General features: G+C 64.2%; 22 protein-coding genes. 9 read left to right on the top strand and 13 right to left on the bottom strand.

Translation table 11 applies throughout. The annotated features are described in order from the left end of the window. Window positions 1-75: 75 nt before the first annotated feature. Window positions 76-945 carry a MerR family transcriptional regulator gene (locus tag QRN52_RS16410; RefSeq protein ID WP_284754318.1) on the bottom strand — a complete coding sequence of 290 codons (870 nt, stop codon included), beginning with the start codon at window positions 943-945 and terminating at the stop codon, window positions 76-78. A gap of 130 nt (window positions 946-1,075) precedes the next feature. Here QRN52_RS16410 and QRN52_RS16405 point away from each other — a divergent pair, with 130 nt between their 5' ends. After that, the gene (locus tag QRN52_RS16405) at window positions 1,076-1,492 is read left to right on the top strand and encodes a YybH family protein (protein WP_284754316.1); all 417 of its coding nucleotides are present in this window, start codon (window positions 1,076-1,078) and stop codon (window positions 1,490-1,492) included. 230 nt (window positions 1,493-1,722) lie between these two features. Next, on the top strand, window positions 1,723-2,346 hold the full coding sequence (locus QRN52_RS16400) for a Pr6Pr family membrane protein (RefSeq protein WP_284754315.1): 624 nt from the start codon (window positions 1,723-1,725) through the stop codon (window positions 2,344-2,346). 132 nt (window positions 2,347-2,478) lie between these two features. On the opposite strand, the gene QRN52_RS16395 is transcribed toward QRN52_RS16400, so the two are convergent. After that, on the bottom strand, window positions 2,479-4,092 hold the full coding sequence (locus tag QRN52_RS16395; protein ID WP_284754314.1) for a peptide chain release factor 3: 1,614 nt from the start codon (window positions 4,090-4,092) through the stop codon (window positions 2,479-2,481). Between the two features lie 337 nt (window positions 4,093-4,429). On the opposite strand from QRN52_RS16395, the gene QRN52_RS16390 reads away from it, so the two are divergent. Further along, window positions 4,430-4,738 (top strand): hypothetical protein, encoded by a 309-nt coding sequence (locus tag QRN52_RS16390; RefSeq protein WP_284754313.1) that lies wholly within the window; start codon window positions 4,430-4,432, stop codon window positions 4,736-4,738. Window positions 4,739-5,013: 275 nt separating this feature from the next. Continuing rightward, window positions 5,014-6,090, top strand: coding sequence for a DNA integrity scanning diadenylate cyclase DisA (disA, locus tag QRN52_RS16385; RefSeq protein WP_284754312.1), 1,077 nt, complete (start codon window positions 5,014-5,016; stop codon window positions 6,088-6,090). On the opposite strand, the gene QRN52_RS16380 is transcribed toward disA, so the two are convergent. Then, window positions 6,087-6,806: a hypothetical protein gene (locus QRN52_RS16380; RefSeq protein ID WP_284754311.1), complete on the bottom strand. Its 720-nt coding sequence runs from the start codon at window positions 6,804-6,806 to the stop codon at window positions 6,087-6,089. The two genes, disA and QRN52_RS16380, sit on opposite strands and share 4 nt — an antisense overlap. 160 nt (window positions 6,807-6,966) lie before the next feature. On the opposite strand from QRN52_RS16380, the gene QRN52_RS16375 reads away from it, so the two are divergent. After that, a complete protein-coding gene (locus QRN52_RS16375) occupies window positions 6,967-7,953 on the top strand; it encodes an iron-sulfur binding domain-containing protein (protein WP_476902550.1) in 987 nt (328 codons plus the stop codon). Window positions 7,954-7,975: 22 nt separating this feature from the next. Here QRN52_RS16375 and QRN52_RS16370 read toward each other — a convergent pair whose 3' ends face one another. Further along, the gene (locus QRN52_RS16370; RefSeq protein ID WP_284754310.1) at window positions 7,976-8,644 is read right to left on the bottom strand and encodes a class I SAM-dependent methyltransferase; all 669 of its coding nucleotides are present in this window, start codon (window positions 8,642-8,644) and stop codon (window positions 7,976-7,978) included. Window positions 8,645-8,804: 160 nt separating this feature from the next. On the opposite strand from QRN52_RS16370, the gene QRN52_RS16365 reads away from it, so the two are divergent. Next, a complete protein-coding gene (locus QRN52_RS16365) occupies window positions 8,805-9,293 on the top strand; it encodes a hypothetical protein (protein ID WP_284754308.1) in 489 nt (162 codons plus the stop codon). 36 nt (window positions 9,294-9,329) lie between these two features. Here the strand turns inward: QRN52_RS16365 and dhaM are convergent, their stop codons facing one another. From dhaM to lysS, 9 genes are all read right to left on the bottom strand, one after another. Next, a complete protein-coding gene (gene dhaM, locus QRN52_RS16360) occupies window positions 9,330-10,025 on the bottom strand; it encodes a dihydroxyacetone kinase phosphoryl donor subunit DhaM (RefSeq protein WP_284754306.1) in 696 nt (231 codons plus the stop codon). Further along, window positions 10,022-10,672, bottom strand: coding sequence for a dihydroxyacetone kinase subunit DhaL (gene dhaL, locus QRN52_RS16355; protein WP_284754498.1), 651 nt, complete (start codon window positions 10,670-10,672; stop codon window positions 10,022-10,024). The genes dhaM and dhaL overlap by 4 nt, the downstream gene beginning before the upstream one ends. A gap of 2 nt (window positions 10,673-10,674) precedes the next feature. Continuing rightward, entirely contained in the window at window positions 10,675-11,676 is a 1,002-nt protein-coding gene (gene dhaK, locus QRN52_RS16350; RefSeq protein WP_236814121.1) for a dihydroxyacetone kinase subunit DhaK, read from the bottom strand. 503 nt (window positions 11,677-12,179) lie between these two features. Then, window positions 12,180-12,689 (bottom strand): amino-acid N-acetyltransferase, encoded by a 510-nt coding sequence (locus QRN52_RS16345; RefSeq protein ID WP_059388339.1) that lies wholly within the window; start codon window positions 12,687-12,689, stop codon window positions 12,180-12,182. Between the two features lie 28 nt (window positions 12,690-12,717). Further along, window positions 12,718-14,820, bottom strand: a complete 2,103-nt coding sequence (locus QRN52_RS16340; protein ID WP_284754303.1) for a S9 family peptidase — start codon at window positions 14,818-14,820, stop codon at window positions 12,718-12,720. A 157-nt stretch (window positions 14,821-14,977) separates the two neighbouring features. After that, a complete protein-coding gene (locus QRN52_RS16335) occupies window positions 14,978-17,470 on the bottom strand; it encodes an ATP-dependent Clp protease ATP-binding subunit (protein ID WP_284754300.1) in 2,493 nt (830 codons plus the stop codon). Between the two features lie 364 nt (window positions 17,471-17,834). After that, window positions 17,835-18,161 (bottom strand): histone-like nucleoid-structuring protein Lsr2, encoded by a 327-nt coding sequence (locus QRN52_RS16330; protein ID WP_059390281.1) that lies wholly within the window; start codon window positions 18,159-18,161, stop codon window positions 17,835-17,837. 139 nt (window positions 18,162-18,300) lie between these two features. After that, window positions 18,301-18,477: a hypothetical protein gene (locus tag QRN52_RS16325; protein WP_284754297.1), complete on the bottom strand. Its 177-nt coding sequence runs from the start codon at window positions 18,475-18,477 to the stop codon at window positions 18,301-18,303. A gap of 2 nt (window positions 18,478-18,479) precedes the next feature. After that, window positions 18,480-20,009, bottom strand: a complete 1,530-nt coding sequence (gene lysS, locus QRN52_RS16320; protein WP_284754296.1) for a lysine--tRNA ligase — start codon at window positions 20,007-20,009, stop codon at window positions 18,480-18,482. A gap of 77 nt (window positions 20,010-20,086) precedes the next feature. Here lysS and QRN52_RS16315 point away from each other — a divergent pair, with 77 nt between their 5' ends. Genes QRN52_RS16315 through QRN52_RS16305 form a run of 3 tightly spaced genes read left to right on the top strand, consistent with a single transcriptional unit; the run spans window position 20,087 to window position 22,703 of the window. Further along, entirely contained in the window at window positions 20,087-20,974 is an 888-nt protein-coding gene (locus QRN52_RS16315; RefSeq protein WP_284754295.1) for an alpha/beta fold hydrolase, read from the top strand. Between the two features lie 9 nt (window positions 20,975-20,983). Next, window positions 20,984-21,838: an alpha/beta fold hydrolase gene (locus QRN52_RS16310; RefSeq protein ID WP_284754294.1), complete on the top strand. Its 855-nt coding sequence runs from the start codon at window positions 20,984-20,986 to the stop codon at window positions 21,836-21,838. A 31-nt stretch (window positions 21,839-21,869) separates the two neighbouring features. After that, window positions 21,870-22,703: an alpha/beta fold hydrolase gene (locus tag QRN52_RS16305; RefSeq protein WP_284754292.1), complete on the top strand. Its 834-nt coding sequence runs from the start codon at window positions 21,870-21,872 to the stop codon at window positions 22,701-22,703. Window positions 22,704-22,788: the final 85 nt, after the last annotated feature.

Below are 22,788 nucleotides of genomic sequence, written 5' to 3'. Positions count from 1 at the left end.
TGACCGCATAGGAGTTTCGATATCGCCGGTGTCGGCGCGTTCGGCGCCGCAGGTTCCGAGTGCCACCTGCGCCCTCTACCCATCGCCGCCTTCGTGTGTGCGCGCTGCGGGTTCGTCGGGCGACGGTCCCGTGTGGAAGATCGGCCAGCAGATCTCGGTGCGCCACTCGGCCGCCTCTGCGCTCTCGTGGCGCCCGACGGGGTAGTACTCGCGGATCGGGCCGTCCACGGCGAGGGCATGTTCAGCGACGTACGTGCCGAGGGCTCCGTAAGCCAGGTCGATATTCGCATGCGGGCCGCGGTGCACAATCGTCGCCAACTCGACCGCCGGGATGACCAGCGCGCCGACCCTACCCATGGGGCGCAGCGGTCCGGCGCAAGGCACGAAGATCGTCGCCGGTCCGCGCCCGTGGGTGAACAGGTCGGTACTGAAGATCCCGCCAGCCGGCGCGTCGGCGGCCAGGCCCTGGGCGTCGAGCGTCGCGTAGATCTCACCGAGCGCACCCTGGTACCAGGTCAACGCCTCGGCGACGTCCACCGTCTCGGTGATCGCAGCCGCCGGCGTGGCCGGAACGCTCCGGCGCCCGATCTCGGCCCGGGTGCCGCCCGGCGGGCGGGTAAGCAGGTCGCGCAGCGAGGCGACCGCAGACTGGCTGCGCGCCAACTCCCGCTCCATCTGGTTCAGGTGCGCGGCCAGCAGCGCGTTGCGGGTGTCGAGGTCGGGGGCGGCCAGCACCTTGGCGATCTGCTCGACCGGCATGTCCAAGGCGCGAAAGCGGCGGATGATCTGCGCGGTCGGGATCTGCGCGGTGGTGTAGTACCGGTGGCCGGTATGCCGGTCCACCTCGTCCGGTTCCAGCAGGCCCACCTGGTGGTAGTAGCGCAGCGTCTTCACGCTCAGGTGCGTGGCCCTTGCGAAGTCCCCGATCGGCAGTGTCGCGTCCATGCCTGCCACTATGCCACCTCCCCCAACGGGAGATACACGGGCGCGTGCGGGGCTTGCACCTCTCGTCGGGGCACGCCGCAGGGTTGTCCGTAGCGGCTGATCAGGGCCGCGAGATGAAGGGAGCAAAGTCATGACGACGACCGAGCAGGACAAGGAAGCCATCATCGCCATCGTCCGCGAGATGGCGGCGTCGATGACCGGTGCGCAGAGCACCCGGCACTGGGCGTCCGACGTGCTGTGGTTCGACATCCCCCCGTTCGCGTCCAGGGGTGTCCCCCCGGCGCGCAAGCTGTTCGACGACACCTTCGCCAACTTCGAGTCCTGCAACGTCGAGATCCTCGACCTGGCCGCGAAGGTCAATGGGGACATGGGCATCGTCTGCACGGTGCAGAGCACGAACATCGTGCTCAAGAACGGCTCCACCAAGCACGTCACGGCCCGGCAGACCGACTGCTTCGAGCGGCGTGAGAACGGCTGGGAACTGATCCACCAGCACGCCTCCGTCCCGGCCGGCGGCGCGTGGGACGGCAAGATCACCACCGCGTAGGGCCCGATCCGCGACGCGACCGGCCTCCCTGCCGAGCGGATAGGTCCGCGTCCACTGGATCTCGACCGCCCATAAGTAGCGCCACCTGAGGTGCCCCGAAGTTGATCCATGCCGTACGAACAGGTGGTCAGCACCTAGTCCACCACTGGACCTGCCCCCTGTTTGAGTTGACAGCTTGGCTCGGAGTGTCGGGCGCGTGAGTTAGCCGTGGCCACCGGAAGATTGTCCCCATGACCAAAAGAAATGTGCTCATTGGGGGACGCCTCTTCTTTGCCCTCCTGACCCTTGTAGCCGTCGGGACGCAGCTCACGGTCCACATCGGCCTGGGCTTTGATCCGTGGAACTTCTTCAGCTACTTCACCAACCTGTCCAACATCTTCGCGTCGGTGGTGCTGTTGATCAGCGGCTACCGCGTGATGGTTGGCAAGCGGCCCAGCGAACTCGACGACGCCACGCGGGGCACTGCAACGATCGCCATGGCCGTTGTGGGACTCGTCTTCGGCGCACTCCTCGCAGGACAAGACCTCGGCTCCTTGCTCCCCTGGGTCAACTTCGTCGTCCACTACCTCATGCCGGTTGTCATGGTTGCCGATTGGCTGTTCCAGCCTCCGCGCTCAAGGCTGACCGTCAAGCACCTCTGGTACTGGCTGCTCTACCCGGTTGCCTACCTCGTCTACAGCCTGGTCCGGGGGTCATTCGTAAACTGGTACGCCTACTGGTTCATCGACCCTTTGCGCGCCGGCGGTTGGGGCGGAGTGGCGGTTTTTGCAGTAGCGATCGCCGTAGGATTCCTCGCGGTGAGCCTCGCCATGCTGGGGTTGGGAAACAAGCTCGAACGCCAAGTGAGCTACTGAACGCCCGCCCCAAGCCCAGGTCCCCACGGGACATGCCCCCTCTTCGAACCAAGGACTGGACATAACAGCATTATGTCCAGTCCTTAGCTCATACGAGGAGCATGTCCAGAGGAGTGCTTCGCGTTTGGAGGACTATTTCGCAGGGTTGTGCGTGCCGATCGGGACCAGCGTGAGCTTCGGGTGGTTCTTCTCGATCCTGCGCAGCGCCCAGACATCGTTGAACAACGCGAGGTATTCGCCGTCGGACCTCAGAAGCACCTCAGCGCCGGGGACGTTTGCGAGCGCCGGCATGGCCTCCGCCGTCGAGATCCTCGCCATCGAGTACGGGAGGCGCTCCAAGCGCATCGGGGCGTTGAAGTCGTGGGCCATGCGGTCTTCCACCACTTCGAACTGCATGGGACCGACAGCGGCGAGGACGGGTGCCTGGTCGCCTCGGACGTCGGAACGGAGCACCTGGATGACGCCTTCGTGCTCAAGCTGTTCGATGCCGCGGCGGAACTGCTTGAAGCGGCTGGGATCCTGGGACCTTGCCACTTGGAAATGCTCTGGGGCAAAGAGCGGAATGGCGGGGAATTCCACTGGTTCGTCCAGGAACAAGCTGTCCCCTACACGGAGTGAGGACGCGTTCACCAAGCCGACGACGTCGCCGGGGTAGGCCTCGTCGATGACTTCGCGTTCGCGCCCGAACACCTGCTGGGCGTACTTGGTGGCGAAGGACTTCCCGGTGCGTGTCTGCGTGACCACCATGCCGCGCTCAAAGACGCCGGAGCACACACGGATGAACGCAACGTGGTCTCGGTGGGCCTTGTTCATGCCGGCCTGGACCTTGAAGACGAATCCGGCGAAGGGAGCGTCAACGGAACGGGGCTCGCCGTCGACGTCCGGGCGGGGTGCGGCCGGAGGCGCGAAATCCACCAAGGCGTCAAGGATTTCCTTGACCCCGAAGTTCAGGGCCGCCGAGCTGAAGAGGATGGGTGTTGCCGTTCCGGCGTGGAAGCTCTCCACGTTGAATTCGAGGTTTGATTCGATCACCAGTCCGGCTTCGTCGACGGCGTCGCTCCAGTTGTTGCCCTGGGCCTCGGCTGCTTCTTCCGGCGTGAAGTATTCGGTGATGGCGATGTTGGCGCCGGCGTTGTTGCGCGCGAACCGTGCGAAGCGGTCATTGCGCAGGTCCCAGACTCCACGGAAGTCGCCGGAAATGCCCACGGCCCAGGTCAAGGGCATGGGCTGAAGGCCGGTGCGTTCCGTGATCTCGTCCATCAGCGCGAGAGCGTCCAGGCCCGGACGGTCCCATTTGTTGATGACCGTGATGATGGGAAGGTTCCGCTGCTTGCAGACCTCGAAGAGCTTCATGGTCTGCGTTTCCAGGCCCTTGGCGGCGTCGACCAACATCACTGCGCAGTCGACTGCGGCCAGGACGCGGTAGGTGTCCTCGGAGAAGTCGGCGTGGCCCGGGGTGTCCAGCAGGTTGATCACAGTGTCCCGGTAGGAGAACTGCAATGCTGCGGAACTGATGGAAATACCGCGGTCCTTCTCCATCTGCATCCAGTCGGAGACGGTTTCCTTGCGGTTGGCCTTGCCGCTCGACGCACCGGCGGTGCCGATCACTTTGGCGTGCAGGGCGAGGGCTTCCGTGAGCGTGGACTTGCCGGCGTCAGGGTGCGAAATGACCGCGAAAGTACGACGCCGGGAGGCCTCATGGTGAATTTCCTGGACTCGGGCGGGGCTCAGGACTTCTTGGGACACGGTGCTACTTTCGCTGCGATCTGGGCGTTGCCCGCATTGAAACGACGGGCCGAACGTGGAATGGAGGCTGGGTACGGCCCCGTGCCGGCCGGGGGCCAACTCAGGGAGCGGCACGATTTGCGCGCCAGCCAAGATACCAAGTTTATCGCAGCCGGGGACTCCGCCGGAGGCAGGGTCCCAAGGCCGGCGCTTAACAGGATCGAAACGAGGTGCACAAACCTCCGAAATCACCTGCCGATAGTTTGAATTGAAAGGCGGGAGCTCCAGCTCGCGTTGGAGCCATCCGCCAGGAAGAACACCCGAGCAGCCGACGATGGCATGAAAGGAACAGGCATCAATGAAACCAGGGAATGACTTGTTCTACGATCCCCTCGGCCCCTCCCCCGCAACGTACCCCGCGGCGAATCCCCCGGCGAACCTCGCCGCGAGCCTCGCCGCGAACCCTCCCGGGTTCACGGAAGCGAACTCCGCCGCGGCCAGGAGCCGGCTCCGGCAAGGGCACCGCCCGGACGTGGGCAGAGGGGCAACCCACTCTCCCGCGAGGCAAACGCATCCGGACACTGGAAGGGCGGCGGCCCGGGAAGCCGCGTTGCAGAGTGTGCGACGCGACCTCGAGCGGCTCGCGCGGCTTCGGACGGCCCCCTGAGGTCCCAGTGACCAAGTTGAGGGTCCCGGGGACCGAGCTGAGGGTCCGGGGACCGAGCCCAAAGTGGCGGTCGGGCGGCCGCCGTCGAACGCGTTTCGAAGCACCCGCCACATAACCTTCTTTGGGGCACTTTAAGGCTTGCCCGTGCGGTTGTTGCCGGTCTATACCTCTATCATTGAGCTTGCGGGAAACCTGGCATTTTGATCCCGTCGACTCATTGCTGAAAACCGGCACACTTGCGGGCGCGCCTGCGTGCACCTTTGAAGGGAACACCTATGGCTCGGAGCCCCGAAGATTCGCTCAAGGCGACTCTGGGCAGGGTGGCCCCCGGAACACCTTTGCGCGACGGCCTGGAACGCATCCTTCGCGGGCGCACTGGCGCCCTGATTGTGCTGGGAACGGACCGGACCATCGAATCCATCTGTTCCGGCGGTTTTGAAATCGGCATCGATTTCTCCCCGACGCGGCTGCGCGAACTCGCGAAGATGGATGGCGCCATCATCTGCGACAAGGACGCCGGGAACATCCTTCGTGCCGCGGTCCAGCTTGTGCCGGACTCCAGCATCGAGACCCAGGAATCAGGAACGCGCCACAGGACGGCCGAGCGCGTGGCCATCCAGACCGGAGTTCCGGTGATTTCGGTCAGCCAGTCCATGCAGATCATCGCCCTCTACGTCAACGGCCTGCGGCACGTGCTGGAGGGCTCCGAGAAGGTCCTGGCCCGCGCCAACCAGGCTCTCGCAACCCTCGAACGCTACAGCGCCCGCTTGGACCAGGTCACCAGCGCCCTGTCGGCCCTCGAAATCGAAGCCATGGTCACCGTCCGGGATGTGGCTGTGACCCTTCAGCGCCAGGAAATGGTCCGGCGCATTGCCGAGGAAATCGCACAATATGTCCTGGAGCTTGGCGAGGACGGCCGGTTGCTCTCATTGCAGTTGGAGGAGCTCACCACGGGCCGCGGGCCGGGCAGCGACGTGATCATCCGCGACTACGCGGGTGCCGATGCCTCGCCGGAGGACATCGACGGCGCGGTGCAGGCCCTTCTGGATCTTGGCCCTACAGAGCTGATTGATCTGGGCAAGATTGCCGGGATCATCGGTTTCGCCGGAGGTATGGACGTGCTCGACGCCGGTGTGCAGCCGCGCGGCTACCGCCTCCTGTCGGGGTTGAAGTCCGTTCCGAAAGCCGTGGCCGACCGTTTGGTGGAGCACTTCGGCGGACTCCAAAACCTTATGGCCGCCACTATCGACGACCTCATGACCGTGGACGGCATCGGCGACCAGCGCGCCCGGACCGTCCGCGAAGGGCTCAGCCGCATGGCCGAAGCCAGCCTGCTGGACAGGTTCCTCTAGCGCAGCTCGAAGACGGCTTTGGTGCTCGCCTTGTTTCCCAGGACGGCCTTGAAGGTGTACGTACCGGTGGCTGGCTTGGCCGAAATTACGCCGCAGCCCTCCGTCGTCCGGTTGCGTTGCCACGGGAAGTTGGCCGTCTCGCTCTTGCCCGGATCGATCTGCTTCACTAGGTCATCGCCCTTGGCTTGGCAGTCCTTGGAGGAGAAAATCCGGTCCTCGCCACTCATCACCAGGAACTCCATCTGGGACGTGCCGACGTTGACCTGGCACGGCGCCGTTCCCCCGTTGGTGATCTTCATGCTCAGCACGGGGTTCTGCCCGGCCGCATAGGCAGGCTGGTCCGTGGACGCCGTTACCGTCACCAGATTGAGGTCGCACACCGGGGTCGGCGCGGGCGTTGTAGTGGGCACAATTGGATCAGTCGAAGGAGCTTGGACCGCGGGGGCCGCCGCACCCGCGTCGTTCTTGGAGATTCCGGAATCAGCCTTGCTCGCAAGGGATGAACTCATGGCCACGACCCCGGCCACGAGCATCGCAAGGACCAGCAGGAGGGCACCGAAAACTACCAGCCTCCGACGCCGGTAAACGGCAGGGCTGGTCCGGCGCCTTTGAGGCCTGGCCCCGTTTGTCGGACGGTTTGCGCCTGCGGTCCGGGCAGGGCTTTTTGCCGACGACGACGTGCGCGCCCTCGGCGGTTGCTTGCCCTTGTTGACCATGCTTCTAGGCTAGGCAACGCAGGGCCTTGATGGCGCCGCACCACGCCGCCAGGGCCCGATCGGGGCCAGTATGACCTACGTCATCCCCGCGACTCCACTACAGTGGATGGCAGGAATCGGCCGCCATCAGGGCCTGCCACGAACCGCAGCAAGGATCTTCATGTCACTGCCCGGCTCCGCCGAGATTGCCAGCGCCGCTGAACTTGCCGGCACCCATCACCTCACGGACCTGCATCAGTCCATGGACCGCTGGTTCTCCGAGGTGGCCCGGGTATTGCCATGGAGGTCACCGGACTGCAGCCCGTGGGGAATCCTGGTCAGCGAGGTGATGCTGCAGCAGACTCCGGTAGTTCGTGTCCTGCCGGTGTGGGAAGACTGGATGGAACGCTGGCCGGAACCTGCGGATCTCGCGAGGCAGCCCTCGGGCGAGGCCGTGCGGCATTGGGGCAGGCTCGGTTATCCCCGCCGCGCGCTCAGGCTCCACGCGGCCGCCGTCGCGATCGTGGAACAGCATGGCGGCAAGGTGCCGGATACGCACGCATCGCTGTTGAGCCTTCCCGGCGTCGGCGACTATACGGCCGCGGCGGTGGCTGCTTTTGCGTTCGGGCGACGCGAAACCGTGGTGGACACGAACATCCGGCGAGTGCATGCCCGGCTTGTTTCGGGACTTGCGCTGCCGGCGCCGTCGCTCAGCGCGTCGGAGATGCGCCTCGCCCAATCGCTCATGCCCGACGACGTCGGGCTCTCCGTCCGCTGGAACGCTTCCGTCATGGAACTCGGAGCGCTGGTGTGCACGGCCCGCTCCCCCAAGTGCTCAGACTGCCCCGTCCGCGACTCCTGTGCGTGGCTTGCCGCAGGTGAACCGCCGCCGACATACACGCCCAAAGGCCAGGCGTGGCACGGCACGGACCGGCAGCTGCGGGGTGCCGTGATGGCCGTATTGCGCGTGGCCGATTCGCCGGTAGCCCCGGAACTGTTCGAGCGCCCCGCGGCTGACCTCGGTTTCGCGGCCGAGGGCGCGGCCGTACCGCTGGCTGCCCTGCATCGCTTGAATTCGGCCCCGGAGCAGCTGGAACGCGCCCTCGAAGGGCTCCTGCGCGACGGCTTGGCAGAGATGCACGACGGCGGACTGCGGCTCCCTGCCTAGGCCTCCGTTTGCGCGGCTTCGTTCACGCCGTGGCCGGTTTGCGCGCCGGCTTGCGGGCTAGAAGGTAGGCCTGCGGGGTCTTCTCGTGCATTTCGTCCGGTTCGCGGAGAAGCTGCGCGTCCACGACAAAGCCGGCCCGAAGGAGGAGTTCCGTGATGTGCTCAGGCGGCAAGCGATAGGCATCGAGATCGATCTCGTGGCCATACGCGAAGTCCAAATGCCTGGGCTCGTCACCGGCCTGAAACGCGAGAAGCAGCAAGCCGCCGTCCAGGAGGGTCCGGTGAAATTCCGCGAACACCGCCGGCAAACGGCCCGGCGGCGTGTGGATGATCGAATACCAGCCGACGATGCCACCCAAGGTGCCGTCCGCCAGCTCCAGCGCCTCCATCGACCCTTCATCAAACTGCAGGCTGGGGTGATCGCGGCGGGCTACTGCCACCATCTCCGGCGATAGATCGATGCCGAAAGCCGCCAGGCCGAGCGAATGCAGGTGCGCGGTGATCCGTCCAGGTCCGCAACCGATATCGGCAACAGCACCGCCTCCGGAAGACCCCACGAGCTCGGCAAAGGTGCCAAGCATGGCCCGGTCAAATGGTTTTGCCTCGAGCTCGTTGCGCAGGAGATCAGCATAGTCGGCAGCTACTGTGTTGTAGGCGGAGCGAGTGGCATGCACGTCCGAGGGTTCAGTCATGCAAAGAACCCTATTCTTTGCGGCCGGCTAATTCCTTGCGCCCGGCCGTGACCCGGCCGTGAGGTCGCGGCGCGGCAACGATCCGCAAATGTCGGTAACGATGTGCCTGCCAGTTGCAGGCCTCCCGTTCCGGGCCACGGCAGCGGGATTATCCTCAAGTATGCGCAGGTTGTGGGCCGCCATCGCATTGACCACGACGGCGGCACTCTGGTCGGGATGTGAACCTCAAGTCACCGCTTGCCCGGCAATTGCCATGGCCCCGGTGGTGTCCCTGACAATCACGGCGGAATACGCGCCGACGGTGAAAACCGTCCATTTGAAGGCATGCCAGGACGGGAAATGCCGCGAGGCCGATTTGGATTTGCGCCCAGGCAGCGTGTCCGTCCCCCAATCCTGCAGCCCTGAACCCGATGGGTCATGCTCCGCCGTCACGTCACCGGATGGCACCCGCTACGGCTTCCTGAACATGGGAACACTGACGTCCTCACCCATCGATGCCGAGGTGACCGGCACGGACGTAAACGGCGGGACCTTGCCGCCCAGGACACTCGACTTCACACCCAAAACCGCGAAACCCTGGGGCGAGCAGTGCCAGACCACCATCACGGTGAGCCTCCTGCTCGATGCCCACGGTCTCCGGCAGTCCTGAATCCCAAACCCCGCGCGGCGTTCAGGTCTCGCCGCGTCAGATCTCGCCGAATCCCTGTTCCACCAACCGCCTGACGTACTCCAGGGCTTTCGATGAGTCTGTGCCCCAGGCCTCGACCCTGAGCTTCCCGCCCTTGCCTACTGCGAGGCTCATGAGTTCCATAATGGATGTGCCATCGACGCCGTTTACTGTTGCCTCGACATCCATGCCGGCCAGTCCACCTGCAATCTTCGCCGCAGGCCGGGCGTGCATTCCCATCGGGTTTACGAGTTCGAACTCGCCGCTTTCCGCCGGTTGACCCCTGCCTTCGGATTGAGACGGCGCCTCGGCATCAAAAACAGGCTCCGGGCCGAATCGAACGGCCTCGGCGGCGGCCTTCACCGCGGCGGCCAATGCACCACCCTGGGTCGCCACCGCTGCGGCAACGAGGCCCTCCACCAAAGGAGCGTCGGCAAGGAGGACCTTTTCGGGCTCGCTGGAGAACTCGACTGCTGATTCTGCCGTCATGACGGCCGAACCGAGGTCCGTCAGGACCACCACGCCATCCCCGGAAGCCTCCGCAAGTCCTGCCTCGAATGCGGTGATCGTTTTCTCCAGGTCCGTCCCAATCCTGCCATCGTCCGTGCCGCCTACAGCGTAGAACCGCACATCGGGGGCCATCTGCGCGGCCAATTCCACTGCCCCCTCCGCGATCTTCCGGCTGTGTGAGACCACCACCAAGCCCACCGTCATTCGGCGGACCCCTCGGGGAATCCCGCCGCGGTGGCGGCCGCGCGCAACAGCAAAGCAGAAGACGCGGCCCCCGGATCGCGGTGACCAGCGCTGCGTTCACCGAGGTAGCTGGCGCGACCCTTGCGGGCTACCAACGGATCAGTCGTGACGGCTCCAACCTCGGCAGCCTCGGCCGCCGCAGCCAGCACTGCAACAGCATCTCCACCGGCCACCAGGACCTCGTCCGCCGCTTCCACCGCCGGAGACCAGGCATCCACCATGGTTTTGTCACCTAGCTCCGCCTTCCCGCGGGCAACGATTCCGTCCCGTGCCGCAGTCAGTGCACCCGCTAGCGCTGCCGCATCAATGTCGGCGTTTTCTCCCAGCGCCGTGGCCGCCCGAAGATACGCGGTTCCATACAGCGGTCCGGCGGCCCCACCCACTTTGGACATCAGGGCCATCGCAGCCAGCTTCAGAGCTGCGCCGGGTGTTTCGGGAGGAGTTTGTGCAAGCTTCTCCATGACGGCCTGGAATCCTCGGTCCATGTTTTCGCCGTGGTCCGAGTCGCCAATCGCACGGTCCAATGCAATCAATTCCTCCCGATGCTCGGCCATGAGCCGTGCGGAGAGTGTCAACCATTCGACCGCCCATTCGACCCCCAGGCCCACCGTCACATCCCCCAACGCAGGGCTGGAGTGTGGACGGGCGCGTCCCAAAGGGCGGTGAGTTCGTCATCAAGACGCAGTACCGAGATGGAGCAGCCCTGCATCTCAAGGGACGTGACGTAGTTGCCCACGAGTGAGCGCTCCACTTTGGCTCCCCTTTCCGCGAGGATCTGGGCCGCCCGGCGGTAGACAATGTACAGCTCACTGAGCGGCGTACCACCCATGCCGTTGACGAAGAGCAGCACCTCTTCACCGGCCTTGATCCCGAGGTCCTCCAGAACGGGGTCCAATAGGCGGCTGGTGATGGCGTCGGCTCCCTCCATGGCGATCCGGTGCCGCCCCGGCTCACCGTGAATGCCTATGCCGATTTCTATTTCGTCGTCGGCGAGCTCAAAGCTGGGTACCCCGGCATGCGGCACGGTGCAGCCGGACAAAGCGACGCCCATAGTGCGCACGTTGCGGACAACTCCCTCCGCTACACCCGCGACAGCTTCCAGGGAATCCCCACGCTCGGCTGCGGCGCCTGCAATTTTTTCGACCAGCACGGTGCCACCCACGCCGCGTCGGCCTGCCGTGTACAGCGAATCCTCCACTGCGACGTCGTCGTTGACGAGAACCGAGCGGACGCTGATTCCTTCAGCCTGGGCCATCTCTGCCGCAGTCTCGAAATTCAGCACGTCACCGGTGTAGTTCTTCACAATGTGTATGACCCCGGCCCCGGAATCGACGGCCGCGGTGGCCGGAATGATCTGGTCCGGGGTGGGCGACGTGAAAACGGCGCCCGGCACGGCGGCGTCGAGCATTCCGTGCCCCACAAAGCCGGCATGAAGCGGCTCATGGCCGCTCCCTCCTCCCGAGACAAGCGCCACCTTGCCGGCAACCGGCGCTCCTTTTCGAACGACGAAGATAGGGTCCGTATGGACGTCCACGAGATCGGCATGGGCCATGCCGAATCCCTCGACAGACTCGTCCACCACCGAGCGGGGATCGTTGATGAGCTTTTTCATGGCGCGCTCCTGGGGCGTTGCTGGTAGGTGATTTGACCCTACTACCAGCGCCCCGGGCACGGTAGGGGAATGGTACGTATGTGGGAACGTGCAATACAGAACCCAGCGGTAGCCACAAGGAAGGGACAACCCCCAATGGCTGTCCCTTCTGGAAAAACTTCCGGCATGCGCCTGGTCAGTGCGGCGGCCCGCCCACTGTCAATCGAGCGATACTCAAGTCTTGGCCTGTTGCGTCTTTGGCCACCGAGTCCGGCCAGAGATCCGTGCACGCGGACCGCATGCAACCCCCGGTTCCCTGCTTGCGCGACTCCGGTGTGGCGCCAGGGCGCGGCATGTCGATTTGGAAACCTGAAAAGTCCGGAAACATAACGTGGTACTTCATTTCTCGCCTCCACAGTATGGTTGGCCCGCCGCAACCGAGCCTCCATTAGTTTATCCATCAAGTTGATATACGTAAAGGCTTGAGGACCGGCACATTCAGGAACCGAGAGAAGAAACCGGAGCTACAGGACCTTGATCATGCGGGTGTTGCCCAGGGTATTGGGCTTCACACGGGCCAGATCAAGGAACTCGGCCACGCCTTCGTCGTGGGAACGCAGCAATTCCGAGTAGACCTGGGGGTCGACGGCGGTTTGGTCCGCCATGACTTCGAATCCGTGGCGCTTGAAGAAGTCCACTTCGAACGTCAGGCAGAAGACCCGGGCGACGCCCAAAGCCCGGGCGTCCTCCAGGAGCTGCTGGACAAGGACGTGACCCACGCCCTTGCCCCGCCAATTGTCGTCCGCTGCCAAGGTGCGCACCTCAGCCAGGTCCTCCCACATCACGTGCAAGGCACCGCAACCGATCACCTCGCCGTCGGACGATTCGGCAATCCGAAACTCCTGAAGGCTCTCGTAGTAGGCCACGGTCTCCTTGGCCATCAGGATTCGCTGCTCTGCCAATGGCGCTACAAGCCTCTTGATCGCGGCAACATCGCCGGTGCGGGCAGGGCGGATACTGAAAGTCGAAGTCACAGCCCCAATCTTACGAGGCCGAAGGCGCCTAAAGCCCCAGGTCCCCAGGAACTGGAACCTCCTGTCCCAGTAGCTGCTTGGCCAAAAAGTGCTCCACGACGCCGTACCAGACCTTGGCGTGCTGTGGCTGCAGGATCCAGTGGTTCTCGTCAGGGAAGTACAGGAAGCGGTGCTGGGTCTCGCCGTTGTCGTCGGCGGGCAGCCCGGAGCTGGAAAGAAGTTCGTACCAAAGCCTCAGGCCCTCGCCGATCGGCACCCGATAGTCCTTGTCGCCGTGGATCACCAGCATGGGGGTGTGGATTTTTGCAACATGGAGATGGGGCGAGTTGTCCATTGCCATCTCCGCGGTCATTTCCTTGAGCCAATACTGCGAAGCATCCGTGGTGGGCCCGAACTGGTCCAGTGCCCACAAACTGGCGTGCGTCACGATCGCCTTGAAGCGGTCCGTCTGCCCGGCCACCCAGTTGGCCATGTATCCGCCGAATGATCCGCCCATGGCGGCCGTCCGCGTCTCGTCAATGTCCGGCCGCCGGACCACTGCGTCGGTGATGGACATGAGGTCCGTAAACGGCGCCTTGCCCCATTGGCCCCAGCCGCGCTGGATGGATTGCTGGCCGTAGCCTGTGGATAGTGCCGGGTCCGGCAGCAGCACGGCATACCCCTTCGACACGAGCAGCCATGGATTCCATCGCCAGGTCCAGGCATTCCACGATCCCAAAGGCCCGCCGTGGATCCACAACAGCAACGGCGCCGGATTTGCCGCGGACGCGCCTTCCGGGAGCGCGAGGTAAGCCGGAACCCTCGAACCGTCAGCCGCACTGGTCTCCACCCGTTCCAGCGAGCCTTTGATCCTGGGGCGTTCAGCCGGGGCGGGGAGCCGCTCGACCTCACCCGAGGCGAGATCGATCCGGACCGCTTCGGCCGGGAATTCATAAGAGCTGCGTAGCGCAAACGCGCTCAGACCATCGGGCGAAACCACGACGTCGGTGTACGCCGCCGCGTCACGTGTCACCCGGGTGACCGTACCGTCAGCGACGGCGACCCGGAAGACCGGCGTCGCGCCGTCGTCGTCGGCTGTGACGAGGAGCGAGCGCCCGTCGGGAAGCCAGGCCGCCGGGCTGCCCCAGCGGTCCCAAGCGGGCGCGAGCGGCTCGAGGTCAAGGGTTTCTCCCACTCCGACATTCAAAAGGTGGAGTTTGACCTGGGGCGCCTCCCCGGGGGTACTGTCGCTTTCGCTGACTACGGAGAGCATCTTGCTTTCAGGGCTGACCGGGCCCGGGAAATAGCTCATTCCCTCATGGTCAAGGAGCACCTTCAGTGAGCCGGAAGCGACATCGACGGCGGCGAGCACAAAGCGCGTATCGGCCTTCGCGAGCGGCTTGGCCAGGCTCGTATAAATCGTCTTGCCGTCCGGGCTGACCACCGCATGGGTGTTGCGGAGGTTGCCGCCGACGTCTGGAGTCAGATTGCGCAGCTTCAGGGGGGCGGTAGCATCCACGGTCGCGGGCTTGCCGGACTCAACCGCGTCTCCGTTTTCCACGGCAAACAGCCTCGGCTGGGCTGGTCCCAGATCTGCGTCCCAGTAGCGGACCGGGTAGCCGGTGTGCAAAATGGCCGCTACCTTGTTGTCCTTGCGGCTCTTGCGCCGCTCCTCGTCATTTTCCTCATCGGTGGAACCGGCGAGGACCGAGGCCGTCACGAAAGTAGCATCCGCGGATGACGCGGCCGTGACGCCACTTACGCCGCCCGCGCGGGAATGCACTACCCGGGCCTCACCGCCGTCGGCAGGCAGGAGCCACAATGCGCTCACGGGATCCGCTTCGGGGCTGTCCGGATCGGGCCGGGCCGAGGTGAAGTACAGGTCACCGTTGGCCGCAAACACCGCACCGGTCTCCCCCTTGGCGCTGCGCGTGATGCGGCGGGCGTGCTTCTTTCCCGCTGGATCAAGCTCCCACAGGGCAGTGACGTATTCAGTGCCCTTGGCGTTGAGGGTGGAAACCGTAGTGACCAAGCGGCTTCCGTCGGTGCTGAGGGCCAGGCCGCCGACCCGGGGGATGGCCAGGTAGTGGTCGAGATCGTGGAAAGGAGTTTCGGGTTGTGTGCTCGGGGTCTCTGAGGCATTCGAATCCATGCTCTGATTCAACACGCAATGTGCCGCAGATCACAAAGGATTCACTAAGAGTGAAACACTTATTTCAGATATTACGCACTTGGGGGACACAAAAACCCCGCCCGCTCCTCTTGGGAGCGGACGGGGCCTTTGAATCGGAACTCGGCGGAACCCGAACCTAGGCGCTCGGAGCGATTTCCGGGATGCGCGGCTTGGCGTTGCCGGCAAACGTGAACTTGGCGTCGTCGCCTTCGCCGTCCACGTCGACCACCACGATGTCACCTGAATGCAGCTCGCCGAAGAGGATCTTCTCGGAGAGCTGGTCCTCGATCTCGCGCTGGATGGTGCGGCGCAGCGGCCGCGCACCCATGGCGGGATCGTAACCCCGGGTCGCCAGGAGAACCTTGGCGGCCGTGGTGAGCTCGATGCCCATGTCCTTGTCCTTGAGGCGGGCCTCGAGGCGCGTGACGAACAGGTCAACGATCTCGATGATCTCGTCCTGCGTGAGCTGCGGGAACACCACGACGTCGTCAACACGGTTGAGGAACTCGGGGCGGAAGTGCTGCTTGAGCTCCTCGGTGACCCTAGCCCGCATCCGGTTGTAACCGGTGGTGGTGTCCGTGCCGGACTGGAAGCCGGTGGCCACGCTCTTGGAGATATCGCGGGTTCCCAGGTTGGTGGTCATGATGATCACCGTGTTCTTGAAGTCCACCACCCGGCCCTGGGAGTCGGTCAGACGGCCGTCCTCAAGGATCTGCAGCAGCGAGTTGAAGAGATCGGCGTGGGCCTTCTCCACTTCGTCGAACAGGACCACGGAGAACGGACGGCGGCGGACCTTCTCGGTCAGCTGCCCGCCTTCTTCGTAGCCGACGTAGCCCGGAGGGGCACCGAAGAGACGCGAAACCGTGTGCTTCTCGGAGTACTCCGACATGTCCAGCGTGATGAGGGCGTCCTCTTCACCGAACAGGAATTCGGCCAAAGCCTTAGCGAGCTCGGTCTTGCCGACGCCGGTGGGGCCGGCGAAGATGAACGAGCCACCCGGACGCTTGGGATCCTTGAGGCCAGCACGGGTGCGGCGGATCGCCTGGGAGAGAGCACGGATGGCCTCGTCCTGACCGACGACGCGCTTGTGCAGCTCGTCTTCCATCTTGAGCAAGCGGCTGGATTCTTCCTCGGTGAGTTTGAAGACCGGGATGCCGGTGGAGTTCGCGAGAACCTCGGCAATCAGCTCCTCATCCACTTCGGAGATATCGTCCATGCCGCCGGACTTCCAGCTGCGTTCCTTCTCGGCACGCTCGGCAATGAGCTTCTGCTCCTTGTCGCGCAGCGAGGCGGCGCCTTCGAAGTCCTGGGCGTCGATGGCCGATTCCTTCTCCATCTTCACCTCGGCGATGCGCTCATCCATGGCCTTGAGCTCCGGCGGAGCCGTCATCCGGCGGATGCGCAATCGCGCCCCGGCTTCGTCGATCAGGTCGATCGCCTTGTCCGGCAGGAAGCGGTCCGAGATGTAGCGTTCGGCCAACGTTGCCGCAGAGGCAAGGGCGCCGTCGGTGATGGTCACCCGGTGGTGCGCCTCGTAGCGGTCACGCAGGCCCTTGAGGATCTCGATCGCGTGCGCGACGGAAGGCTCCTTGACCTGGATCGGCTGGAAGCGGCGCTCCAACGCGGCATCCTTCTCGATGTGCTTGCGGTATTCATCCAGAGTGGTGGCCCCAATGGTCTGGAGCTCACCCCGGGCCAGCATCGGCTTGAGGATGGACGCGGCATCGATGGCACCCTCTGCAGCGCCGGCGCCCACGAGCGTGTGGATCTCGTCGATGAAGAGGATGATGTCCCCACGGGTGCGGATTTCCTTGAGGACCTTCTTCAGGCGCTCTTCGAAGTCACCACGGTAGCGGGAACCCGCCACAAGGGAACCGAGGTCAAGCGTGTAGAGCTGCTTGTCCTTGATGGTCTCCGGGACGTCTCCGCGGACAATCGCCTGGGCGAGGCCTTCGACGACGGCGGTCTTGCCGACGCCGGGCTCGCCGATCAGCACCGGGTTGTTCTTGGTGCGGCGGGAGAGGACCTGCATAACGCGTTCCATCTCCAGCTCGCGGCCGATCACAGGATCGAGCTTGTTTTCCCGCGCGGCCTGGGTCAGGTTGCGACCGAACTGGTCCAGCACCACCGAACCGGCAGGGGTGCCTTCCTGTTGGCCCGGACCTGAGCCAGGACCGGCAGTTTCTTTGCCCTGGTAGCCGGAGAGCAGCTGGATGACCTGCTGGCGGACGCGGTTGAGGTCGGCGCCAAGCTTGACAAGCACCTGCGCGGCAACGCCTTCACCCTCGCGGATGAGGCCAAGCAGGATGTGCTCAGTACCGATGTAGTTGTGGCCGAGCTGCAGGGCTTCGCGGAGCGAGAGCTCAAGTACCTTCTTGGCACGCGGGGTGAAGGGGATGTGGCCGGACGGGGCTTGCTGGCCCTGGCCGATGATCTCCTGTACCTGCTCGCGGACGCCATCGAGCGAAATGCTCAAGGACTCAAGCGCCTTGGCGGCAACGCCTTCACCCTCGTGGATCAGACCCAAGAGGATGTGCTCGGTACCGATGTAGTTGTGGTTGAGCATGCGTGCCTCTTCTTGGGCAAGCACAACAACGCGACGGGCACGGTCCGTAAATCTCTCAAACATTTCGCCACACTCCTAGCTACGACGTACTTTGATGCTACGTGGCAACGCTGGAATTTTGGGGCGTGTTCGCCACAGGGGAAACATGGCCGCACCGGGAATAAGCCCGCTCAACCCGTCTGTGGCACCTGGGACCACGGTGGCGACCAAATCAGGGCCTCCACGATCCGGCCGCGCTCCCGCCGCAACCCCCACGAGCCGGCGGGCCGCCGTCGTCCTTCTCAGAAAACGCAGTGATCGCCTACCGGATATGCCCAGTCGACTCCAAGCCTTCCCGGGAATAGTGGCGCACGACACCGTTATCCCGACCGCCCGGCGGTTAAAAGACAATACCCCGGGCCTAGGGCCGGGGTATTGATACTTGATGTCAGGAATTGGCCTTCTGGTAGGCTTCCTGAATTTCGGCCTGAATGCGGCCACGGCTGTTTACGGTATAACCGTTCTCGCGCGCCCATTGACGGATCTGTGCGGAGTCCTGGTTTCTCCCCGCAGCAACGCGACTACGCGTTGCACGGCCGGTCGATGTCTTGCGCGCCTTGGCTACAAATGGCCCAAGAGCGTCCCGCAGCTTCGCAGCGTTGGCACTGGACAGATCCATTTCGTAACTGACTCCATCAAGGCCAAAGCGGACAGTTTCATCCGCGGAGCCCTCATCCAGGTCGTCAACGAGGATAATTTTGACTTTCTGTGCCATGAAAAGACTCTCTTTTGGAGGGGTCGGATATGCAGAATAGCTAGACTACTAATTAAAGATTATCGTCCAGTGCATGGCGTCAGTCAAAGGCACAGTCAAAGGCTCTATTAAAATCTTCGCGGGCGGCCCGGAGAAAGAGCTATTTGGCAGGTGTTGAGCCGTCGCCCGCCGGCTTCGCAATTCCGAGTCCGGCTTCTTCCTGGGCGCGGGCTTCTGCTTGGCGCTCTGATTTGTCCGCGTTGAAGATAGCCTTCATGGCAAACCAAAAGAGAAGTCCGACAACGACGGACGGCGCAAGAACGGCAATGTATTCCATGGTCAGTGCCCTTCGGGCTTGAGGAGTGGGAACAGGATGGTTTCCCGGATGCCTGCTCCGGTGAACAGCATGACCAAGCGGTCGATGCCTAGGCCGATGCCGCCCATGGGCGGAGCACCGTACTCAAGGGCGCGCAGGAAGTCTTCATCCAACTGCATGGCCTCGACATCACCTGCGGCCGAACGACGCGACTGTTCCGTGAGGCGTTCGCGCTGGATGACGGGGTCGATCAGCTCGGAGAAGGCCGTGCCGCGTTCCATGCCGCCAATGATGAGGTCCCAGGCCTCGATCAGGCGGTCGTCCTCCCGATGCGGGCGGGCAAGAGGCTGCGCGGAGGGCGGGTAGTTGTAGACAAAGGTCGGGTTGAGCAGCGTGGGTTCGACAATCTCGCCAAACAATTCGACTACAAGCTTTTCGGCATCCCACTTGGGATCCACTTTGACTTCGTGCTTGGCGGCAATCGCCTGCAGTTCCGCCACCGTGGTGTCCGGAGTGATTTCCTCGCCGATCGCCTCGGAGAGGCCCGGGTAGACGGCAACCCAAGCCCATTCGCCGTCGAGGTCGATCTCTCCGGCGTGCGTCTGGATGGTGCGGGTGCCCACGACGTCGGCGACGTTCAGGATGATTTCCTTCATCCGCTCGGCCATCACGAACTGGTCCGCCCACGCCTCGTAGCATTCCAACGTGGTGAATTCGGGGCTGTGCGTGGAGTCGACGCCTTCGTTGCGGAAGACGCGGCCCATGTCGTAGACGCGGTCAATTCCGCCCACCACGGCGCGCTTGAGGAAGAGCTCGGTGGCGATACGCAGTGTCATCTTCTGGTCGAAGGCATTCATGTGCGTCTCGAACGGACGCGCGGTGGCACCACCGTGGACTAGCTGCAGGATGGGCGTCTCCACCTCCACGTAGCCGCGGCGGTCCAGCGTGTCGCGAACCGAACGGGTAATCGCTGCGCGGGTGTAGACCATTTCCCGTGCTTCATCGCGGACCATCAGGTCCACATAGCGCTGCCGGACACGGGTTTCCTCATTCAGTTCGGCGTGCAGCACCGGCAGCGGGCGCAGGGCCTTGGAGGCCATGGACCAGGAGTCGGCCATGACGGACAACTCGCCGCGTCGGGAGGAAATGACTTCGCCCTTGATGAAGACGTGGTCCCCGAGGTCCACCAGCGCCTTCCAGTCCGCGAGGGTTTCCTCGCCGACGTTCGCCAGGCTCAGCATCGCCTGCAGGCGCACGCCCTTCCCGTCCGCACCGCCCTCCTGGAGGGTTGCGAAGCAGAGCTTGCCGGTGTTGCGCACGAACACCACGCGGCCAGTGATTCCCACGATGTCGCCGGTGGTTTCATCAGCCTGGAGATGGGCGTACTTCTCGCGGATCTCGGCAAGGGAATGCGTCCGCTCAACACCCACCGGGTAGGCCTCGGTGCCGCGCTCGATCAGCTTGTTGCGCTTTTCCATGCGGATGCGCATCTGCTCGCTGGCGTCGGCGGGCTCGGCGGCGGTGTGCGGGGATGGGGTGTTTGCGGAAGTCACAATCCACAAGTTTACCGGGGATTCCTTAGAGTTCCCTCTCTTCCCCTCCCGCCCCCGCAGCAACATAGACTCGGGCTGTGGAGACATGGACAGTTGAAACGGACGACGACGGCGGTCACCTTGAAGTGCACTCCTTCCGGCCGGCGGCAGAGGCATCCATTCCCGGCGCCTCGAGCGCTGCGGAGGAGCCCGGCGTCGTGCTTGTTCATGGCACCTTGGTGACTGATTCCCTTTACTGGCCATTCGCCCGGAACCTCAGCGTCCTGCTTGGCCGGCCGGTGCATTCCTACAACCGGCGCGGCCGCGGCCGTTCCGCACCTCAGCCGCCTAGCTACTCCGCCGAGACTGAGACCAGCGACTTGCTTTCCGTGATGGAGGCCAGCGGATCCACCGATGTTGTCGGGCACAGCTATGGCGGATTCGTCGCGCTCCAGGCGGCCCTGCGCGCACCCATTTCCCGACTCGTCACTTACGACGCCGCGGTTTCCCTCTCCGGCAACTTGAACGAGCGGTGGCGGCCGCAATTGGAAGAGGCCGTCACCGCGGGCCAGCTCGACCACGCATGGGCGCATTTGGTCCAAGGGCTAGGCACGGCCGGCCCGATTTCGTATTTGCCACTCGGGGCACTGCGGGTGCTTAGTATCCTCTCGGCCAAGACGAGGTTGGGATCCGAGATGAGGGAACTGCTGCCGACGGCGGTGTTGGAGATGCGGGCGATCATCGACGCCGGCTCGCATATCCAGGACTATGCGGAGTTGCAAACGCCAACCCTGATGCTCAGTGGCGGCTGGAGCCCGGCGTACTTTGCCGAGACCGGTCGGCAACTTGCGGCTGCCAGCCCGGTGGTGGACTTCGCGGTAGTCCCCCTGCAGTTCCACGAGGGTCCCCTCCGGCCGGGGAAGCAGCTCGCGGTGAGAATCGCCCGCTACCTGGCACAAGGAACTGCGAAGGCGCCCTCCCCCTAGGATGAAGCGGTGAGAGAACGTGAGGTCCCTACGCCCGACGGCGGCAAGCTCGCCTTGTACAGTTACGGCGCAGTGGACGCGCCCGGAGAGCGCCGCGTGGTGCTCATTGGCGGCGCATTCCTGACCGCGCTCATCTACCGGCCATTTTCCATGGCGCTATCCAAGGGACTGGGCGAGGGCTGGGCAGTCGACGCCTACGATCGCAGAGGTCGGGGCAGCTCGACGGAACTACCCGCGGACTACTCCATGGCCACCGAGATTGCGGACGTGCGGAGCATCATGGACGCCACCGGGGCCAGGAACCTCCTCGGCCACAGCCTTGGCGGATCCGTGGCACTGAATGCCGTGCAGGAGTTCGCGGGAACAAGTTACGAGCCGGACAAACTTGCCGTGTACGACGCCGCCGTGAACATCGACGGGAGCGTGGACACCGGCTGGCTGGACGGCTTCGCCCAATCCGTGGATAGCGGGAATGTGGGGCATGCCATGGCCAGGATGAAGCGGGGCATGCAGCCTGGAACCGCCCTGGCGCGGATACCCGAGCCCATCTTGGCCGGACTCATGGCCCTCGTGTCCCACACGAAGGTCAACAAAGTCCTCAGGGAACTCATGCCCACAGGGGTAGCCGAGCTCAAAGCCGCCTACGACGAAGCTGCCCTCCCCCGGGATTTCTCCGTGCTCCCCCGCAACACGCGGTTCATGGTGGGCAGCAAAAGCCCCCAATACTACAAGGTCACTGCGGAGCGGCTATACGCAGCCGTCCCAGGAAGCACACTGGTGGTATCGCCAAAAGGCTTCCACGGATCCATCCCCGCGGCGGTCAAGGAACTCGTGACGGACCTTTCAAGCTATTTCAAGGACTGACGGAACCCTGCGGCTCCGTTAGGCTCGAAGCATGACGCGCGAGAACATCACAACGGCTGACGGCGGAACCCTCGAGCTCTTCACGACGGGCGGTGAGCTTGCTAACGGCGGCTCAGGCGTCGTCGTCGTGCCCGCCTCCATGGTGACGGCCGCGGACTACTCCAAGTTTGCCCAGAAACTCAGTGCTGCCCTTGGCCGCCCGGTCCACACTTTCAACCGCCGCGGCCGTGGTGAATCGTCGCCCCAGCCCGAGGACTACACCCTCGACGTCGACATCCGGGATCTTTCCGAAATCATGAAGCACACGGGCAGCACCGATGTCTTCGGCCACAGCTTCGGAGGCGCAGTGGCCCTGCACGCGGCACGCACGCTGCCGGTGGAACGCCTGGCGGTCTACGACCCCGCAGTATCCGTCAACCACAGCGTGAAGGCCGAGTGGACAAGCGAATACGAGCGCGCGACGGCGACCGGAGACTTTGACCGCGGGCTCGCTGTGCTCGTGAAGGGCGTCGAAACGGAGGGCGCCTTCGCGCGGATGCCGCTATCCATGCTGACACTCGTCAACAAGCTGACGTCGGGCACCCCCATGGGCAAACAAATGCGTGAGCTCATGCAGGCCGGCGTGCGGGAGATCAAGGCAGTCATCGCCGCGGACATGCCCGCAGAGCCGTTCCTTGAGCTGCCGCTGGAGACGCTCATTGTGGTCGGGGAAAAGAGCCCCGCCTACTTCGGGGTGGCGTGTGGCCAGATCCACGACGTCCTCTCCGGATCGAGCTACACCATCCTGCCCGGCCACGGACACGACGGAGTGATCCGCGCACCCGACAAGCTCATCGCCGAGCTCGCCGACTTCTTCTCGGGCTAGACGCCCGCTCACGTATGCCGGGTTTTCGTGGGACGCCGGCTCACCTGTGCGGGTGGGTTTAAATGGTTCAGGCCCCGACGTGTGT

Source organism: Arthrobacter sp. efr-133-R2A-120, assembly GCF_030209835.1.
Taxonomy (GTDB): Bacteria; Actinomycetota; Actinomycetes; order Actinomycetales; family Micrococcaceae; genus Arthrobacter.
Note: the sequence above shows the minus strand (reverse complement) of the source record. Positions and strands in the feature narration are given on the sequence as shown.

Excerpts from the sequence above, each read along its gene's own strand:
- QRN52_RS16410 (WP_284754318.1), bottom strand. The coding sequence starts at position 945 with ATGGACGCGACACTGCCGATCGGGGACTTCGCAAGGGCCACGCACCTG.
- QRN52_RS16405 (WP_284754316.1), top strand. The coding sequence starts at position 1,076 with ATGACGACGACCGAGCAGGACAAGGAAGCCATCATCGCCATCGTCCGC.
- QRN52_RS16400 (WP_284754315.1), top strand. The coding sequence starts at position 1,723 with ATGACCAAAAGAAATGTGCTCATTGGGGGACGCCTCTTCTTTGCCCTC.
- QRN52_RS16390 (WP_284754313.1), top strand. The coding sequence starts at position 4,430 with ATGAAACCAGGGAATGACTTGTTCTACGATCCCCTCGGCCCCTCCCCC.
- disA (WP_284754312.1), top strand. The coding sequence starts at position 5,014 with ATGGCTCGGAGCCCCGAAGATTCGCTCAAGGCGACTCTGGGCAGGGTG.
- QRN52_RS16380 (WP_284754311.1), bottom strand. The coding sequence starts at position 6,806 with ATGGTCAACAAGGGCAAGCAACCGCCGAGGGCGCGCACGTCGTCGTCG.
- QRN52_RS16375 (WP_476902550.1), top strand. The coding sequence starts at position 6,967 with ATGTCACTGCCCGGCTCCGCCGAGATTGCCAGCGCCGCTGAACTTGCC.
- QRN52_RS16370 (WP_284754310.1), bottom strand. The coding sequence starts at position 8,644 with ATGACTGAACCCTCGGACGTGCATGCCACTCGCTCCGCCTACAACACA.
- QRN52_RS16365 (WP_284754308.1), top strand. The coding sequence starts at position 8,805 with ATGCGCAGGTTGTGGGCCGCCATCGCATTGACCACGACGGCGGCACTC.
- dhaM (WP_284754306.1), bottom strand. The coding sequence starts at position 10,025 with ATGACGGTGGGCTTGGTGGTGGTCTCACACAGCCGGAAGATCGCGGAG.
- dhaK (WP_236814121.1), bottom strand. The coding sequence starts at position 11,676 with ATGAAAAAGCTCATCAACGATCCCCGCTCGGTGGTGGACGAGTCTGTC.
- QRN52_RS16340 (WP_284754303.1), bottom strand. The coding sequence starts at position 14,820 with ATGGATTCGAATGCCTCAGAGACCCCGAGCACACAACCCGAAACTCCT.
- QRN52_RS16335 (WP_284754300.1), bottom strand. The coding sequence starts at position 17,470 with ATGTTTGAGAGATTTACGGACCGTGCCCGTCGCGTTGTTGTGCTTGCC.
- QRN52_RS16330 (WP_059390281.1), bottom strand. The coding sequence starts at position 18,161 with ATGGCACAGAAAGTCAAAATTATCCTCGTTGACGACCTGGATGAGGGC.
- QRN52_RS16325 (WP_284754297.1), bottom strand. The coding sequence starts at position 18,477 with ATGGAATACATTGCCGTTCTTGCGCCGTCCGTCGTTGTCGGACTTCTC.
- QRN52_RS16305 (WP_284754292.1), top strand. The coding sequence starts at position 21,870 with ATGACGCGCGAGAACATCACAACGGCTGACGGCGGAACCCTCGAGCTC.